16 protein-coding genes and 1 tRNA gene are annotated in these 15,213 nt (G+C 32.6%); 8 read left to right on the forward strand and 9 right to left on the reverse strand.

Going from position 1 to position 15,213, the window contains the following annotated elements:
* Positions 1 to 33: 33 nt before the first annotated feature.
* Genes gcvH through EW14_RS09485 form a run of 3 tightly spaced genes read right to left on the reverse strand, consistent with a single transcriptional unit; the run spans position 34 to position 2,435 of the window.
* The gene (gene gcvH / locus EW14_RS09475) at positions 34 to 423 is read right to left on the reverse strand and encodes a glycine cleavage system protein GcvH (protein ID WP_042851212.1); all 390 of its coding nucleotides are present in this window, start codon (positions 421 to 423) and stop codon (positions 34 to 36) included.
* A gap of 2 nt (positions 424 to 425) precedes the next feature.
* Positions 426 to 1,718 (reverse strand): aminotransferase class I/II-fold pyridoxal phosphate-dependent enzyme, encoded by a 1,293-nt coding sequence (locus tag EW14_RS09480; protein ID WP_042851213.1) that lies wholly within the window; start codon positions 1,716 to 1,718, stop codon positions 426 to 428.
* A gap of 18 nt (positions 1,719 to 1,736) precedes the next feature.
* Entirely contained in the window at positions 1,737 to 2,435 is a 699-nt protein-coding gene (locus tag EW14_RS09485; RefSeq protein WP_042851214.1) for a hypothetical protein, read from the reverse strand.
* 75 nt (positions 2,436 to 2,510) lie between these two features.
* Here EW14_RS09485 and EW14_RS09490 point away from each other — a divergent pair, with 75 nt between their 5' ends.
* Genes EW14_RS09490 through EW14_RS09510 form a run of 5 tightly spaced genes read left to right on the forward strand, consistent with a single transcriptional unit; the run spans position 2,511 to position 7,970 of the window.
* Positions 2,511 to 3,449 carry a fatty acid desaturase gene (locus EW14_RS09490; protein WP_042851215.1) on the forward strand — a complete coding sequence of 313 codons (939 nt, stop codon included), beginning with the start codon at positions 2,511 to 2,513 and terminating at the stop codon, positions 3,447 to 3,449.
* A 20-nt stretch (positions 3,450 to 3,469) separates the two neighbouring features.
* Positions 3,470 to 3,925 (forward strand): 50S ribosomal protein L9, encoded by a 456-nt coding sequence (gene rplI, locus EW14_RS09495; protein ID WP_042851216.1) that lies wholly within the window; start codon positions 3,470 to 3,472, stop codon positions 3,923 to 3,925.
* Between the two features lie 58 nt (positions 3,926 to 3,983).
* The gene (dnaB, locus tag EW14_RS09500; protein ID WP_042851218.1) at positions 3,984 to 5,366 is read left to right on the forward strand and encodes a replicative DNA helicase; all 1,383 of its coding nucleotides are present in this window, start codon (positions 3,984 to 3,986) and stop codon (positions 5,364 to 5,366) included.
* 12 nt (positions 5,367 to 5,378) lie between these two features.
* A complete protein-coding gene (gene mnmG / locus EW14_RS09505; RefSeq protein WP_042851219.1) occupies positions 5,379 to 7,346 on the forward strand; it encodes a tRNA uridine-5-carboxymethylaminomethyl(34) synthesis enzyme MnmG in 1,968 nt (655 codons plus the stop codon).
* Positions 7,347 to 7,394: 48 nt separating this feature from the next.
* Entirely contained in the window at positions 7,395 to 7,970 is a 576-nt protein-coding gene (locus tag EW14_RS09510) for a chorismate lyase (protein ID WP_197049623.1), read from the forward strand.
* Here the strand turns inward: EW14_RS09510 and EW14_RS09515 are convergent.
* Together EW14_RS09515 and EW14_RS09520 are read right to left on the reverse strand one after the other, a co-directional pair.
* On the reverse strand, positions 7,950 to 8,513 hold the full coding sequence (locus tag EW14_RS09515) for a hypothetical protein (protein ID WP_042851220.1): 564 nt from the start codon (positions 8,511 to 8,513) through the stop codon (positions 7,950 to 7,952). The genes EW14_RS09510 and EW14_RS09515 overlap by 21 nt on opposite strands.
* Positions 8,514 to 8,596: 83 nt before the next feature.
* Positions 8,597 to 9,124 carry a SprT family zinc-dependent metalloprotease gene (locus EW14_RS09520; RefSeq protein ID WP_042851221.1) on the reverse strand — a complete coding sequence of 176 codons (528 nt, stop codon included), beginning with the start codon at positions 9,122 to 9,124 and terminating at the stop codon, positions 8,597 to 8,599.
* 85 nt (positions 9,125 to 9,209) lie between these two features.
* On the opposite strand from EW14_RS09520, the gene EW14_RS09525 reads away from it, so the two are divergent.
* The 3 genes from EW14_RS09525 to EW14_RS10535 all read left to right on the forward strand — a co-directional run bounded on the left by EW14_RS09525 (position 9,210) and on the right by EW14_RS10535 (position 11,237).
* The gene (locus EW14_RS09525) at positions 9,210 to 9,632 is read left to right on the forward strand and encodes a hypothetical protein (protein ID WP_042851222.1); all 423 of its coding nucleotides are present in this window, start codon (positions 9,210 to 9,212) and stop codon (positions 9,630 to 9,632) included.
* A gap of 21 nt (positions 9,633 to 9,653) precedes the next feature.
* The gene (locus EW14_RS09530; RefSeq protein WP_042851392.1) at positions 9,654 to 10,967 is read left to right on the forward strand and encodes a hypothetical protein; all 1,314 of its coding nucleotides are present in this window, start codon (positions 9,654 to 9,656) and stop codon (positions 10,965 to 10,967) included.
* 117 nt (positions 10,968 to 11,084) lie between these two features.
* Positions 11,085 to 11,237, forward strand: a complete 153-nt coding sequence (locus tag EW14_RS10535) for a hypothetical protein (RefSeq protein WP_197049592.1) — start codon at positions 11,085 to 11,087, stop codon at positions 11,235 to 11,237.
* 4 nt (positions 11,238 to 11,241) lie between these two features.
* Here EW14_RS10535 and EW14_RS09535 read toward each other — a convergent pair whose 3' ends face one another.
* The 4 genes from EW14_RS09535 to EW14_RS09550 all read right to left on the reverse strand — a co-directional run bounded on the left by EW14_RS09535 (position 11,242) and on the right by EW14_RS09550 (position 15,123).
* Positions 11,242 to 11,838 (reverse strand): TVP38/TMEM64 family protein, encoded by a 597-nt coding sequence (locus EW14_RS09535; RefSeq protein WP_042851223.1) that lies wholly within the window; start codon positions 11,836 to 11,838, stop codon positions 11,242 to 11,244.
* 2 nt (positions 11,839 to 11,840) lie between these two features.
* A complete protein-coding gene (locus EW14_RS09540) occupies positions 11,841 to 14,597 on the reverse strand; it encodes a valine--tRNA ligase (protein ID WP_042851225.1) in 2,757 nt (918 codons plus the stop codon).
* A gap of 97 nt (positions 14,598 to 14,694) precedes the next feature.
* A complete protein-coding gene (locus EW14_RS09935) occupies positions 14,695 to 15,081 on the reverse strand; it encodes an AIR synthase (protein WP_071840815.1) in 387 nt (128 codons plus the stop codon).
* A tRNA-Val gene (locus EW14_RS09550) sits at positions 15,052 to 15,123 on the reverse strand. The genes EW14_RS09935 and EW14_RS09550 overlap by 30 nt, the downstream gene beginning before the upstream one ends.
* Between the last annotated feature and the right edge of the window lie 90 nt (positions 15,124 to 15,213).

A 15,213-nucleotide genomic window follows, 5' to 3' on the forward strand; every position in this document is an offset into this window, starting at 1 on the left:
TTCTTTAAAATAGCTCTTTTTAAAAAGTTTGCCTTATTTTGGTACAACCTTTGATTGATATTCCTCAGAGGTCATCAAATCAGCAATTGATGCTTTTGATTCTGGTTTCAAAATGACTAACCAACCATCTCCAATCGGATCATTCTGTAAAAGCTCAGGGTTCTCAATAACACTTTCATTTACAGATACTATTTCCCCTGAAAAAGGGAGATAGACTTCCTCAACGGCCTTAACTGATTCTATTGTTCCAAAAGTCTCACCTTTCTCTAAAGTCGCACCTTCGTCAGCTAATTCAACAAAAACAATATCTCCTAATTGATCTATAGCGAATTCACTAACTCCAATTTTTAATAATCCATTTTCTTCTAAGACATATTCATGAGTATCTGCATAGTTGAGGTTGTCTGGAAACTTGTAAGACATGATTAAGTAGATAAAGGAAGTAGAGAATCCTTTGAAATTAATTTTTCCTCTAATAATTCAGATAATAATCGAATTAATGCAATTTTGATATGAGCTATGTGAGAACCACCTTGAACAAAAATATTGTAAGGATCTCTTAGAGGGGCATCAGCAGAAAATTCACTTGTACTACCTTCAATAAAGGTGCCTCCTGCCATTAATAATTTTGAATCATATCCATCCATTGGAGATGGAACAACATTCAGAAAAGAATCTACTGGTGAAGAATTTTGAAAAGATTGACAAACTTTTTGTACCAAATCAGGATTATTCAATCTTACTGACTGAATAAGATCAGATCTATAAGTTGCTGGCTCTGGTAAAACCTTAAATCCCAAATTTTTAAAGACTGCTGCAACCATATCAGCACCTTTTAGTGATTCATGAACAATTTGTGGTGCTAAAAACAAACCCTGCAAAATTAATCTTCCTAGTCCAAAATTTATTCCTGCAGAAGAACCAATGCCTGGTGAGGTTAATCTAGAACATGCCATCTCAACCAACTCTGCATCTCCTGCAACGTACCCACCAGTAGGAACTATTGTTCCTCCCAAATTTTTAATCAATGATCCAGCAATTATATTTGCCCCTTTAGAAATTGGTTCACTATCTTCAACAAGCTCCCCATAACAGTTATCAACAAAACAGATACAGTTAGGATCAATAGAATGAATAAGACTACAAATTTTCTCTATCTGATGATTCGTAAGAGACTTTCTCCAACTATATCCACAACTTTTTTGTATGAATACTAATTTGCATGAATTTTCTTTAAAAAAATGAACAATTTTTTCTTCAAAAGAATCAAAATACTCGCAGATATTTAATTGCTTATATTCAATGTCAAAATCTTTAAGTGATCCTTTTCCACCTCCCCTTATTCCTATGACTTCTTCTAAAGTGTCATATGGTTGTCCTGTAAGAGATAACATTACATCTCCAGGTCGAAGAATTCCAAATAAGACAGAACTTATTGCATGAGTTCCACTTACAAATTGCATCCTCACTGCAGCCTTTTCAGCAAGAAACAATCTTGCAAAAACCGCATCAATTTTTTCTCTAGATATATCATCATGACCACTGCCAGAAGATTGATTGAAATGACTAGTAGAAACTTTTTCTTCCTTAAAAATTGTCAAAATATTTTCTAATTTCTGGAAAACCTGATTAGACCTTTCTTGGAAAACTTTACTTAAACTCTCTTCGACAGAAAAAACAGCGTTTTCAGCCAGTTTTAAGTTATTGTCAAGAGTCATTTATTATAAAAATTCATATTATTTTTCAGAAGCTAAATTTCTTAATTCCGCGAGGAAAGCATTAGGCCCCCTGCCCTGAAAATAAGAAAGTTTTTTTGAAGCCTCATATAAATCAAGAAGTTCTCCATCTAATTCTTCTGCCGTATAATCTCTAATTCCTGCAATTACCTCAGCAAATCGTTCTCTACGGGCAGATTTATTGACAGCGTAGGCTTCCATTACCTGCATTTTACATGATCTCCAAGCCTTATTCTGACAAAAATGCACTGAAAGAGCATCACTTAAAGCAGAAGCTTCTTCATCTTCTATGTACCAGTCAAAAGATGAAGGTAGAGGTTTTAATCCTGAAAATATCTCGAATAAATCCCCGGCTGACAATGGATTACCAGAATCATTTTTGAGGGGTAATGCAGACTCTTCCAAAGATTTCCATAACTCTGGGTAATCACTTTCAAAACGATCCCTGATTTTTTCAATGCCTTGATCAAGAATCGTATTAACTTGAGCTAAAGCAAGAAAAACTTCAGGACCTGGCGAAGATAACTTCCCATTCCTAAGATTAGAAATTTGCGAATTATGAACTTTACCTAAATCAAGAACTTCTGAAAGTAATGGCAATACTCTGTGAGACCAACCATTTCTTTCATGCCAGAGGTGTATCAAATGAGCCATAGCCCTTCGACCTTTAGATAATTTATCGCGATATCCGAGACTCACAGATAATTAAACTTATCAATAGTATAGTATGATAATATTACATATCGGTAATTTTGAAAATAGTATTTCAATATCATGAATTCAGTAATTTTCCAAGAAACAGCAAAGTTAAAAAAACCTGTTCCAGCTGAAAAAGTTATAGAACTCTCAGAAAAATTACTGGAACCTTCCAGCCATTCAAAAAGATATCCTCCAAGGCTACATAAAACTTGGGGAACAATAGTTTTCATGGTTGCAATCCATATCCTTTCACTTGTAGCTATACAACCAAAATTCTGGAGTCTCCCTGCAGTTACTTCATTATTATTTTTTTACTGGGTAACTGCTTGTTTAGGAGTCACTCTTGGATATCACAGATTGTTATCACACAGATCTTTCATAGTTCCAAGATGGTTAGAAAGATTTTTTGCTACCTGTGGAGCTATAAGTTGCCAACATGGACCAATAGATTGGGTAGGTTTACATAGGCATCATCACTCTTTTTCAGATACTGAAGTAGATCATCACAATAGTAAAAAGGGGTTTTGGTGGAGTCATATGGGTTGGATGTTTAAAGACGTTGAAGCACTAAAAGCTGTTCCAAAACTAAGTGCAGATTTAATTAAGGATCCATACTATAGATTTCTAAATAAATATTTTTTATTCTTACAAATTCCTATTGGACTTTCCTTGTACGCAATAGGTCAAAAATTAGGAGTTGGAGGATGGGCTTTAGTCCTTTGGGGAATTCCATTGAGGCTTGTGGTTGTTTATCACATAACGTGGCTAGTAAACTCCGCGACGCATTGTTGGGGTAAAGCACCATTCGAAAGTGGTGATTCATCTAAAAACAATGCCTGGGTTGCTGCATTAACATTTGGAGAAGGTTGGCATAACAATCATCATGCATTTCCAAATTCGGCAAAACAGGGATTATTTAGAGGTCAGATAGATTTAACATGGGAACATATTAAGATTCTTGCGAAATTTGGTCTTGCAAAAAAAGTAAAGTTACCCTCTAGGTCTTATTATTAACTATATTGTTCAACATTTTCATGGCTAAAAGAGTACAAGTCGCATTAACTGAATCAATCGCATCACTAGGTAAAGAGGGAGATCTAGTTGAAGTAGCACCTGGATACGCAAGAAATTTTCTATTACCTTATGGCAAAGCCATGAATGTAACACCAGCAGTCCTTAAACAAATTGAAAGGAAGAAAGAAAAAGAAAAAATCGCTGCTGATAAATTAAAGCAAGAAGCTTTAGATTTCCAAACTGCATTATCTACAATAGGTAGATTCACTATTAAAAAACAGGTTGGAGAAGATGGCGTCCTTTTTGGAACAGTTACCAATGGGGATGTTGCCGAAGCAATAGAAGCGGCAACTAAAAAAGAAATTGATAGAAGAAGCATTACAGTTCCTGATATTCATAATTTAGGTTCCTTTAATGCAAAAATAAAATTACATCCAGAAGTAAATGCAGAAGTAAATATTGAAGTAACAAGTTAATCAATTTGTTGCATTATTTTGAAAAGTAGTCAGAGTATATATCTAAGCAATTAAAGATATGGTTTCCGTACCTTTTCCAAATAATGGGCAAAATAAAAATTTTAAAAAGGATTTTAATAGTGAAAATTCTGGATTAGTACCTCCTCAAAACGTTCAAGCAGAGGAAGCTGTTCTTGGTGGCATACTTCTTGATCCAGACGCGATCGGAAGAATTGCAGACTTAATTAAACCTGAAGCTTTTTATATAAATGCCCATCGAGAGATTTATAGAACAGCATTAATGTTGCATACCCAGGGCAAACCAACTGATTTAACATCAATGAGTGCTTGGTTAGCAGATAATGGATCACTAGAAAAAATTGGAGGTAACGGCAAACTGGTAGAACTAGTGGAAAATGTTTCCTCTACAGCTTCCATAGAACAAGTTGCTAATTTAATTAACGACAAATTCATGAGAAGGCAACTTATTAGATCTGGAAATGAAGTGGTTCAACTAGGTTTTGATCAAACTCAAGATACTAATGAAGTTCTAGATAAAGCAGAGCAAAAAATATTTGAAATCAGTCAAGAAAAACCTTCAAAAGGTCTTACTCAAGCAGCTGAAATCCTTACAAGTACTTTCAATGAAATAGAGTCAAGATCATTAGGTACTTCAGTAGCTGGAATTCCTGTAAATTTCTACGATCTTGATGCGATCACTCAAGGTTTTCAAAGAAGTGATTTAATAATTGTTGCTGGAAGACCTTCAATGGGGAAAACTTCAATAGTTCTTAATCTGGCTAAAAATGTTGCACAATCTCAAGATTTACCCGTGTGTGTATTTAGCCTTGAAATGAGTAAAGAACAGTTGACATATAGATTACTCTCTATGGAAGTTGGAATCGAGAGTGGCAGGCTACGCACAGGAAGATTACAGCAAGATGAATGGCCATTACTCGGAGAAGGTATCAATTCATTAGGTCAATTACCAATATTTATAGATGACAAGCCAAACTCAAGTGTTTTAGAGATGAGATCTCTATGCAGAAGACTAATAGCTGAACAAAAAAAAGAACTTGGATTAATTGTGATTGATTACCTCCAGTTGATGGAAGGATCCACTCCTGACAATAGAGTGCAAGAACTTTCACGAATAACAAGAGGTCTTAAAAGCATGGCCAGAGAATTAAAAGTACCAGTAGTTGCTTTATCTCAGCTTAGTAGAGGAGTAGAGTCTAGAACAAATAAAAGACCAATGTTAAGCGATCTAAGAGAATCAGGATCTATTGAACAAGACGCAGATTTAGTATTAATGATTTACAGAGATGAATACTATAATCCAGAGACTGAAGATAAAGGAATTACAGAAATCATTGTCACTAAACATAGAAATGGACCCGTAGGAACTGTTAAATTATTATTTGAACCTCAATTTACGAGATTTAGGAATTTAGCTAATTAAATCGATCCTAGAATGCAAGATCATCACTCAACAAATGAATCTTTTGACATCATCGTTATTGGAGGAGGACATGCAGGATGCGAAGCAGCTATAACAACAGCAAAATTAGGGTTTTCTACAGCCTTATTTACAATCAACTTAGATAGGATTGCCTGGCAACCTTGCAACCCTGCAGTAGGAGGGCCAGCAAAAAGTCAGCTGGTACATGAAGTTGATGCATTAGGAGGAATTATTGGTAAATTAGCTGATGAGACAGCTATACAAAAAAGAATATTAAATGCAAGTAGAGGCCCAGCTGTATGGGCATTAAGAGCTCAAACAGATAAAAGAGAATATTCAAAAAAGATGATTGAAATACTACAAAATACAGATAATTTATCTTTAAAAGAAGCAATGATTACTGAACTAGATATTGCAAAAACTGAAGAAATTGGATTGAACTCAAAAAAAATCTTAAAAAAAAGAATAAAGGGTGTAAAGACTTTCTTTGGCAGTTATTATTCAGCAAGATCAGTTATCATCACAGCTGGTACGTTCTTAGAAGGAAGAATATGGATAGGTAATAAATCAATGTCAGCTGGTAGATCGGGAGAACAAGCAGCAAAAGGTCTTACTCAAAATTTGCACGAAATTGGTATCAAAACAGAACGTTTAAAAACAGGAACTCCAGCAAGAGTTGATAAAAGAAGTATCATTTTTGATGAATTAGATATTCAACCAAGCACTGCAGCAGATAAATATTTTTCGTTTGACCCAAATATAAAAAATAATATGCCCCAAGTTAGTTGTCACATCACAAGAACAACTAGCAAAACACATCAACTAATTCGAGACAATTTACATTTAACTCCCATTTACGGAGGTTTTATTGATAGTAAGGGGCCAAGATATTGTCCATCAATTGAAGATAAAATCGTTAAATTTGCTGATAAAGAATCACATCAAATTTTTTTAGAACCAGAAGGAATTAATACTCCTGAAATATATGTGCAAGGATTTTCTACAGGTTTACCCGAAAATATTCAATTAGAACTTTTAAGAACCTTACCTGGATTAAGTGAATGTAAAATGTTGCGACCAGCATATGCTGTGGAGTATGACTATATACCTGCAACACAGCTCCAAACATCACTCGAAACGAAAGCAGTTGAATATTTATTTAGCGCCGGACAAATTAATGGGACTACTGGTTATGAAGAGGCAGCAGCACAAGGATTAGTTGCAGGAGTCAATGCGACAAGAAAACTAAACAAAAAAGACCCAATAATCTTCACTAGAGAAAGCAGTTATATAGGAACAATGATCAATGATTTAATTACCAAAGATCTCAAAGAACCATACAGAGTTCTTACTAGTAGGAGTGAATATAGGTTAACTCTTAGAGGAGATAATGCGGATAGGAGATTAACACCATTAGGTTATCAAATAGGGCTTATTAATGAGAGAAGATGGTTGGCCTATCAAGAAAAAATGAAACTCCTCGAGGAAGAGAAATTTAGATTAAATAACACTCGTTTAAAAAATACCAATGAAATAGCAAAAAAAATAGAATTAGAAACGGGATCAAAGATCAAAGGCTCAACAACTTTGAAAGAACTCTTAAAAAGACCAAACTTTCATTATTCAGATCTAATTAAATATAATTTGACTGAAAAAAATCTAGGTTCTTCAATACAAGAAGGTGTTGAAATAGATATTAAATACGAGGGTTACCTTAAAAGACAAAAAAACAACATTGAACAAATAAATCGTCAAAGCTATAAATCTCTGCCTCAAGAAATAAATTATGAAAAGATAGATACATTATCCTTAGAAGCTAGAGAAAATTTGAATAAGATAAAGCCAAAGAATTTTGGTGATGCTTCAAAAATTCCTGGAGTAAGCAAAGCTGATTTAACCGCATTACTTGTTTGGCTAAAAATAAGAGAAATAAAAAAAGAAAAGGCAAATATTTTTGTCGAAAAAAAGTTATCATCTTAAAAGCATTCCGTCTGAGCACTGAATAATAAACTTTTTAACTCACCAAAAATTTTATGGGAAGAAAAAGCCTCTACTTTTTTAGTGAAAAATTCATTACCAAACATATCTGGTCCATGGAAATTAATGCTGCTTGGGGATGGAAGTCCAACTAGACATTTACAGCTTTTAACTAATCAAGAGACGAAAATTAAATTAATTTCAATGCAAGTAGATCCTCTATTCATTGAAGAAGGTCCTAAAGAGTTAAATCAATTAAATGGACCTTTAATTAGAAGACAAGTATGGATTAGAAACAATAATAAAAACCTAGCATGGGCTGAAAGTTGGTGGAATGCAGAACAAGTGAATGAAAATTTAAAAGCCAAAGAAGAACCAATTTGGAAGAATTTGACACAAGACAGATCAGAATTGTTTAGAGAAGTTGACCGAATTTCACTTGTTAATTCAAATTGGTTAGAAGATCAATTTTGTTTTAAAGGTCCCTTCTGGGCAAGAAATTATAGATTTTTTCGAGACAAAAAGCCCTTAACAATTATTCGAGAAGTATTCAATCCACATTTAGAAAATTTATTAGGCTATTCAGGAATTAAAGAGTTTACGAAGCTATACTCTTCTTCTTCTTGATCTGGGAAGATTTCTTGATTTTGATTGAACTTGTTGGTTTAATTGCTCTCTCGAAGTATTATTCTCCTTTTCTGAAGCTCTTTGCCATCTCTCAACTTTGAAATCCATTTCATCTGGCCAATCTTCATCTTTACTCTCTTTCGCATAGGGTAATTTTTTTTGTTCAGTTGTCTGTAAATTTTTTGGTTGCCTTAAAGATATTGCTTCTAAAGGTCTTTTTGAATACTGTTTAGCAGATTCATAAGAATTTGATTCTCTGGAAAATGTCTTAATATCACTGTTATCAGCGTAAAAATTCTCATCATTCCAATCATCATTATCTTCATCAAAAAATAAATCCACTTTTTCAGATACCCATCTTCCTACTTTTTTAACACTCTTACTTGTTATTCCTTGAAAATCTGAGTTCCTTCTTTTTCCTGGCCTAGCCCCGGATACTCCATCAACAAATTGTCTTCCGGTTTCGAAAATTTTATCAACCTGTTTATCAACAATATTTTTATCAAAACTATTTCTAAGATTTCTAATTCTCCTTGAATCCATAAATTATTATGCTTTTTAAAATATAAATTACATTAAAAAAATAGATAATTCCAAATATAGAAACAAAATCACATCTTATATTTTTAATCAAACAAAATTAAACACTTTTTATTCCATGATCCATTAAAGAATTTTACACAACATTTTTTACAGGCAATATTCTTTATCCTTTTCCTGTAGAAAAATTTCTCACCACAATTTTGGCAAGTTCCTATGTATTTTAATTCTCTCCTTTCAATAGGAAATGAGTGCCTCACAGAAATTTGAAAATTCTTCTCCTTCTCATTAATTTCATTCATCTTTTCTAAGAAATTTGGACCATGTATCTCATTTTTTTTTAATATCCTATCTACCCATGCATGAATCATTTCATGACATAAAGTACTGTTTATTTCACTAGTAGATAATTTACTCAAAATAGGTTTCGATAAAATAATTTCAGAATCTACAAGACCATTAATTCGTTTTCTTTTATAGAAACCAGCAGTAGTTTTTAATCTATTATCACTCCATCTAACTTTTACTAAAGGTTGATTATTAATCGCCAGAGAATTTTCAAAATATTGACTATTAAATTTATGAAATAAAGGTAAAAGAGGAATTACAGGCATTATGGATTAAAATTAGTATTATTTTGACAAAAAAAGCCATCAAAAACGATTTCTTTTCTTAAAGTAATAAAAAACTTAAATCAACATGGATGCAACACTAGTTAAAGATATAGGATTCAAAGCATTATTAGTTGGCGGAGCGGTACTAGTTTCTTTTTGGACTTTTAATGCGGTCAAATTGGTTATAAGCGCCAGAGGAATTAATCCATTAGTAAGAAAGTTTTTTGATCAAATAGCTGCAGGAAGAATTGATGCAGCGTATGGTTTGACTACAAAAACTTATAAAACTCATGTGAAGCGCCAAGACTTTCTTAAATTTTTAGCTAGTTTAAACCTCAATAAATACAGAAATTTAAAATCAGGAAGACCTAGAGTCCAAGAAGATCAAATCATAATAACTTTGAATTTAAAATCAGAAGATAAACAAGATGAGCTCCCATTAGACTTTACTTTTGCAAAAACTGACAATGATTGGAAAATAGACAGAATAGCAAAAGTGAATTCATAATTTTTTGTGAGGCAAAAAGAATTGTTTAAAGAAGAGATAATTCATCAATTAGAATTACACCCAAGTAGATTAGATAAAGAAAAAATCATCTCAGAAGCGATGGAACAAGGTCTAGATGATTTTTTTGAGGGAATCTGTATGGCACTTGATCCATTGGTAACTTTTGGCGTAAAAATTGTTCCTGAAAAAGAGAATGAAAAAAGTGAAAATTTTTTATGGAAAGATTTTAGGGAATTAGCAAATAAACTTATTCAAAGAGAACTTACTGGTCACGCAGCTCGCGATGCAATTATTACGGCTATGGAATCTGCCACAAAAAAAGAGTGGAATGGATTTTATAGAAGAGTTTTAATTAAAGATCTTAGATGTGGTGTATCTGAAAAAACAATCAACAAGATAGCCAAGAAATTTCCCAAATATGCGATTCCTATTTTTTCTTGTCCTTTAGCTCATGACAGTGCAAATCATGAAAAAAAAATGATAGGAAAAAAGCAAATTGAAATCAAATTAGATGGTGTGCGCGTCTTAACTATTATTAGACAAAATAAAGTAGAAATGTTTTCTCGTAATGGGAAACAATTCCATAATTTTGGTCATATTATCTCGGAAATAGAGAACGTCTTAAAAGAGGATCCTCTACCTCATGACTTAGTCTTAGATGGTGAAGTAATGAGCGCTAACTTTCAGGATTTAATGAAACAAGTTCATAGAAAAGATGGTAAGCAAACAAAAGACGCAGTTCTACACCTATTTGACTTATGTCCCCTTGAAAACTTCCAAAAAGGGAGATGGAACACTAGTCAAACAGCAAGAAGTTTATTAGTAAAAGAATGGGTGGCAAAACATTCTATGCTTCTAAGACATATAAAAACACTTGAATGGGAAAATGTAGATCTCGACACCATAGAGGGACAGAAAAGATTTGTAGAGCTTAATAAATCTGCAGTAGAAGGTGGATATGAAGGAGTAATGATTAAAGATCCTGATGCTATTTATGAATGTAAAAGAACACACAGTTGGTTAAAAGCAAAACCTTTCATTGAAGTCACTTTAAAAGTTGTATCGGTTGAGGAGGGTACAGGTCGCAACAAAGGGAGACTGGGAGCAATCTTGGTAGAAGGAGAAGATGATGGGTATGAATACAGTCTTAGTTGCGGAAGCGGATTTAGTGATATCCAACGTGAAGAATATTGGTCAAAACGTAATCATCTCGTTGGTCAACTTGTAGAAATCAGAGCTGATGCTAAAACTAAATCCAAGGATGCGGTGGCTTTTAGTCTTAGGTTTCCTAGATTCAAATGCTTTAGAGGATTTAAAGATGGAGAAAAAATTTAAATTTTAAAAAATAATATTCAACAAAGTAGTCAAAGAAAAATGTGGTTTTTAAATAAAAAAAATAAAAATCTTGGCTATACAATATAAGAATTATTATCAGGACTTTTTGAGAGACTTATGACGAAGAAAACAGTTTTCAACTTCATAAAAACACCTTGTGGACAGGCAAAATATATCGAATTAGAAGCTAACAAAACTTTACTAGGTAAATTAAGGCTTTTGTGGTTTATCTTAATTGCATCAATTAAAGATTGGAATATTAAAGAGTAAATTTTTAAGATTTTTCAAAATATTCTCTGGAGTATTTAGCTGAGAAATATAAAACTAAAAAAGTTGAAATAATTCCAACGACAGTGATATATAGATTATTTGGTGATTGCACATTTTTTAACTCCTGGATACTTTTTGCCAAACTACCTATTGAGCAATAAAGAAAAGTTCCTGGAATTATTCCAAGAAGACCAAGAGCGAAATCTCTAAATTTAACATTATTCAAACCATAAAAATAATTAAGAATACTGAAGGGAAATATCGGCGATAATCTTGCTAAAAAAATTAATTTAAGCCCGCCTTTTTCTACTACTTTTTCCATGACACTTAATTTTGGATAACGGCTAAAAAGATTTTTTAGCTTTTTTGCAAAAAAACTTTTTGATACAAAAAAAGCAACTGATGCTCCTATGGAAGCGGAAATGAAAACGATAATTGATCCTAAATATGAGCCATATAAAAAACCTGATAATAAAGATAACCAAGAGGCTGGCAGTATTAATAAAACAATTAAAATATAAATACAAACAAACGAAAAGATCCCAAAACCAGTATTAAAAAAAAAAGACAAATTATAAATATTTTCAAGAAATATATTCATTCTCAATTCAAAAGTTCGAGTTTTTTAGTAATTCTTTCCTTTTGTACTGAACCCTCATTTAATTTGAATCTGCATTCCTCAACAATATCTTTTGGAGCCTTATCAACGAAATTTTTATTAGATAATCTCTTATTTAAATTATCTAATTCAATAGTTACCTTTTTTAAATCCTTTATTAACCTTTCCTTTAATGCATCTATATTTACAAAATCCTGAAAAGGTAAGTAAACCTCTAAATCACTAATTATACCTGAAAAGGATTTAGCAAACTCTTTTTTATCAACAGCATTAGTTTTAAAAATAAATACTTCAGAAGATTTAGTTAAGGTTTGAATATCATCAACTAAAGCTTTTAAAAAATCAATCAATTCATCATTGTCTGAAATTAAATATACAGGAACTTTTTCTGATGGCTTAAGACCTAATTCAGCTCTCAAATTTCTAATCAGCCTAATAATTTCAAAGAGTTGCTGAAAGGAATTATCAAGCTTATTATCAACAAATTTATTTTCGTGAATTGGCCATTTTTGAAGTGATAATAATGCATTATCTGGTTTTAGTTGCAGCACATGCCAAAGTTCCTCAGTAATGTGCGGCATAAAAGGATGAATCATTACTAAAATATCATTGAGCACTTTTATTAAAACTTTTTCAGATATTTGTCTATTTTTAGTCTCTTTATTATTAAACCTTTGTTTAGCAAATTCTACATACCAGTCACAAAAATCATTCCACGTAAATTCATATAGAAGTTTCGCAGATTCTCCCAATTTATATTCTTTCAACAAAGCAGCGACTTTTATATTTACCTGATTCAATTTCGATAAAATCCACTTATCACATAACTCTAAAGAATTTTCGTCACTCTCATTAAGCGAATAATTATTATTAGAAGTTTTATTAATTAACACAAATTTAGTTGCATTCCATAATTTATTCGCAAAATTTCTTGAAGCTTCAACAGTTGAAGACGTTTCTTTTTTCCTATCAAAATCAAGCCGGATATCTTGTCCAGCGCCTGCAACTTCTCGAATTAAAGCAAATCGTAGAGCATCAGAACCATATTTATCAATTAATAGTATTGGATCAATACCATTACCTGAACTTTTACTCATTTTTTTATTATTTTCATCTCGAACTAGACCATGAATATAAACATCCTTAAAAGGAATATTATTTGTAAATGTATTCCCCATCATTGTCATTCTTGCCACCCAGAAGAAAATAATATCGAAACCAGTAACAAGAACACTATTTGGATACCATTTTTTAAAATCCGGATCATTTATATTTGGCCAACCAAGGGTTGAAAAAGGCCATAAACCACTTGAAAACCACGTATCCAAAACATCTTTATCACGAACCAATTTAATATTTAATCCAAATTTTTTATTAGCTTCGATTAAGGCATCCTCTTCATTTCTTGCAACAATATATGGAGTATTTTGTTCTATTGAGTCTTGAGATTCATCTAAAACGTACCAGGCTGGTATTTGGTGCCCCCACCACAGTTGCCGACTGATACACCAATCATTAATATTCTCTAACCAATCCTTATAAACCTTCTCCCAGCGTGGAGGAATAAAAGATGGTTTTTTAGAATCAATTTCATTAAGACATCCTTGTGATATATCATCCATTTTCAAAAACCATTGTGTTGACAATAAAGGTTCAATTGGCACCTTACCTCTATCAGAAAAAGGAACAGTATGTTTATAATCCTCTATCTTTGTCAAAAGACCTAAGTTATCCAATTCTTTGATAATTTTCTTTCTAGCCTCATATCTATCTAAATTTTGAAAAATGCCTGCATTAATATTTAAAGTTCCATCTTTGTTCATTACATTAATCTGTTTTAAATTATGCCTTTTTCCTATTGCAAAATCATTTGGATCATGAGCTGGAGTAACCTTCACACAACCCGTACCAAAATCTTTATCAACATGTGAATCAGCGATAATAGGTATTTCTCTATCAACGAAAGGAACTTTTACTTTGACACCAATAAATTCTTTATATCTATCATCATTAGGATTAACTGCCACAGCAGTATCACCCAAAAGAGTTTCTGGTCTTGTTGTTGCAACTTCTAAGTACTTATCTAAGTGTTCACCACTTTCAGAAATTAAAGGGTATTTAAAATGCCATAAATGACCATTTACTTCTTGCATTTCAACTTCAAGATCACTTACGGCAGATTGAGATTCAGGGCACCAATTGACCAAATATTCACCTCTATAGATTAAATTCTTTTTATAGAGAATATTAAAAGCCTCAATAACTGCTTCATTTAATTTTTGATCAAGAGTAAATCTCTCTCTATTCCAGTCAACTGAATATCCTATCCTTTTTAATTGAGAAACTATTCTTCCACCACTTTGTTCTTTCCAATTCCATGCTCTTTTAAGAAATTCATCTCTTCCAATATCCTCGCTTGTTTTGCCTTCACTTTTTAATTGTTTTTCGAGAATAGTTTGAACAGCTATTGAAGCATGATCAGTTCCAGGTAAACACAAAACATTCTTACCTAAAAGTCTTTGAAAACGTACTACAACATCTATCAAAGCCGTATTAAATGCATGCCCCATATGCAAAGATCCAGTTACATTTGGTGGAGGAATAACAACGCAAAAAGGATCCCCATCATCCTGAGGGTTAGGACTAAACGCCCTTAGACTTTCCCATTTTTCTTGCCACTTTTTCTCTACTTCAAAAGGTGAATAATTTTCTAAAGATAATTGATCATTCATCTCTGTCATATGCAAATTTCATTTCAATAATCTTTTTGTTTATTTTATCTTGAGAGCAGCCAATTAATGAAAATAATATTAGTTTGCAAAAAAAGACACATCCATTCTACAAAAGTTTGAAGCCAGCACCACAAGAGCAACGCTTTGCATTTTTTGGTGTTGAAATAAGAAATCCACCACCGCTCAAATCACCGTAATAATCTAATTTTAAATCTTTCAGTAAATTAAACTTTTTTACATCCGCGTATAAAGTTACTCCTTCAGTTCTTGAAATAGGGGATCCATTACATGTACCTGGCCTTAATTGAATATGCATCCATCCTTCGGAACAATTTTTATCTTCTACCAAATCAATCGACATTTCTCCTGGAGAACCTCCAAAAGAAGCTTGCCTAGATAGTTCTGAAGCAGCGTTTTGACTGATTGAAAGATTGACGATCTCAGTCATTAGAAAAATAATAAATGGGCGATCCAGGGTTCGAACCAGGGACATCCTGCTTGTAAGGCAGGCGCTCTACCGCTGAGCTAATCGCCCTTATAATAGACCATTCTAATAGATGAAGTTGAAATATTTATACTAAGTATTTAAATATTTCATGATTGAGGCAAAATTAAATTAATAAAA

Source organism: Prochlorococcus sp. MIT 0604, assembly GCF_000757845.1.
Classification (GTDB): domain Bacteria; phylum Cyanobacteriota; class Cyanobacteriia; order PCC-6307; family Cyanobiaceae; genus Prochlorococcus_A.

What these genes read in the sequence shown, in the direction of transcription:
- EW14_RS09515 (WP_042851220.1), bottom strand. Translation starts at nt 8,513, where the DNA reads ATGGATTCAAGGAGAATTAGAAATCTTAGAAATAGTTTTGATAAAAAT.
- mnmG (WP_042851219.1), top strand. Translation starts at nt 5,379, where the DNA reads ATGCAAGATCATCACTCAACAAATGAATCTTTTGACATCATCGTTATT.
- EW14_RS09540 (WP_042851225.1), bottom strand. Translation starts at nt 14,597, where the DNA reads ATGACAGAGATGAATGATCAATTATCTTTAGAAAATTATTCACCTTTT.
- EW14_RS09525 (WP_042851222.1), top strand. Translation starts at nt 9,210, where the DNA reads ATGGATGCAACACTAGTTAAAGATATAGGATTCAAAGCATTATTAGTT.
- EW14_RS09490 (WP_042851215.1), top strand. Translation starts at nt 2,511, where the DNA reads ATGAATTCAGTAATTTTCCAAGAAACAGCAAAGTTAAAAAAACCTGTT.
- rplI (WP_042851216.1), top strand. Translation starts at nt 3,470, where the DNA reads ATGGCTAAAAGAGTACAAGTCGCATTAACTGAATCAATCGCATCACTA.
- EW14_RS10535 (WP_197049592.1), top strand. Translation starts at nt 11,085, where the DNA reads ATGACGAAGAAAACAGTTTTCAACTTCATAAAAACACCTTGTGGACAG.
- dnaB (WP_042851218.1), top strand. Translation starts at nt 3,984, where the DNA reads ATGGTTTCCGTACCTTTTCCAAATAATGGGCAAAATAAAAATTTTAAA.
- gcvH (WP_042851212.1), bottom strand. Translation starts at nt 423, where the DNA reads ATGTCTTACAAGTTTCCAGACAACCTCAACTATGCAGATACTCATGAA.
- EW14_RS09935 (WP_071840815.1), bottom strand. Translation starts at nt 15,081, where the DNA reads ATGTCCCTGGTTCGAACCCTGGATCGCCCATTTATTATTTTTCTAATG.
- EW14_RS09480 (WP_042851213.1), bottom strand. Translation starts at nt 1,718, where the DNA reads ATGACTCTTGACAATAACTTAAAACTGGCTGAAAACGCTGTTTTTTCT.
- EW14_RS09535 (WP_042851223.1), bottom strand. Translation starts at nt 11,838, where the DNA reads ATGAATATATTTCTTGAAAATATTTATAATTTGTCTTTTTTTTTTAAT.
- EW14_RS09520 (WP_042851221.1), bottom strand. Translation starts at nt 9,124, where the DNA reads ATGCCTGTAATTCCTCTTTTACCTTTATTTCATAAATTTAATAGTCAA.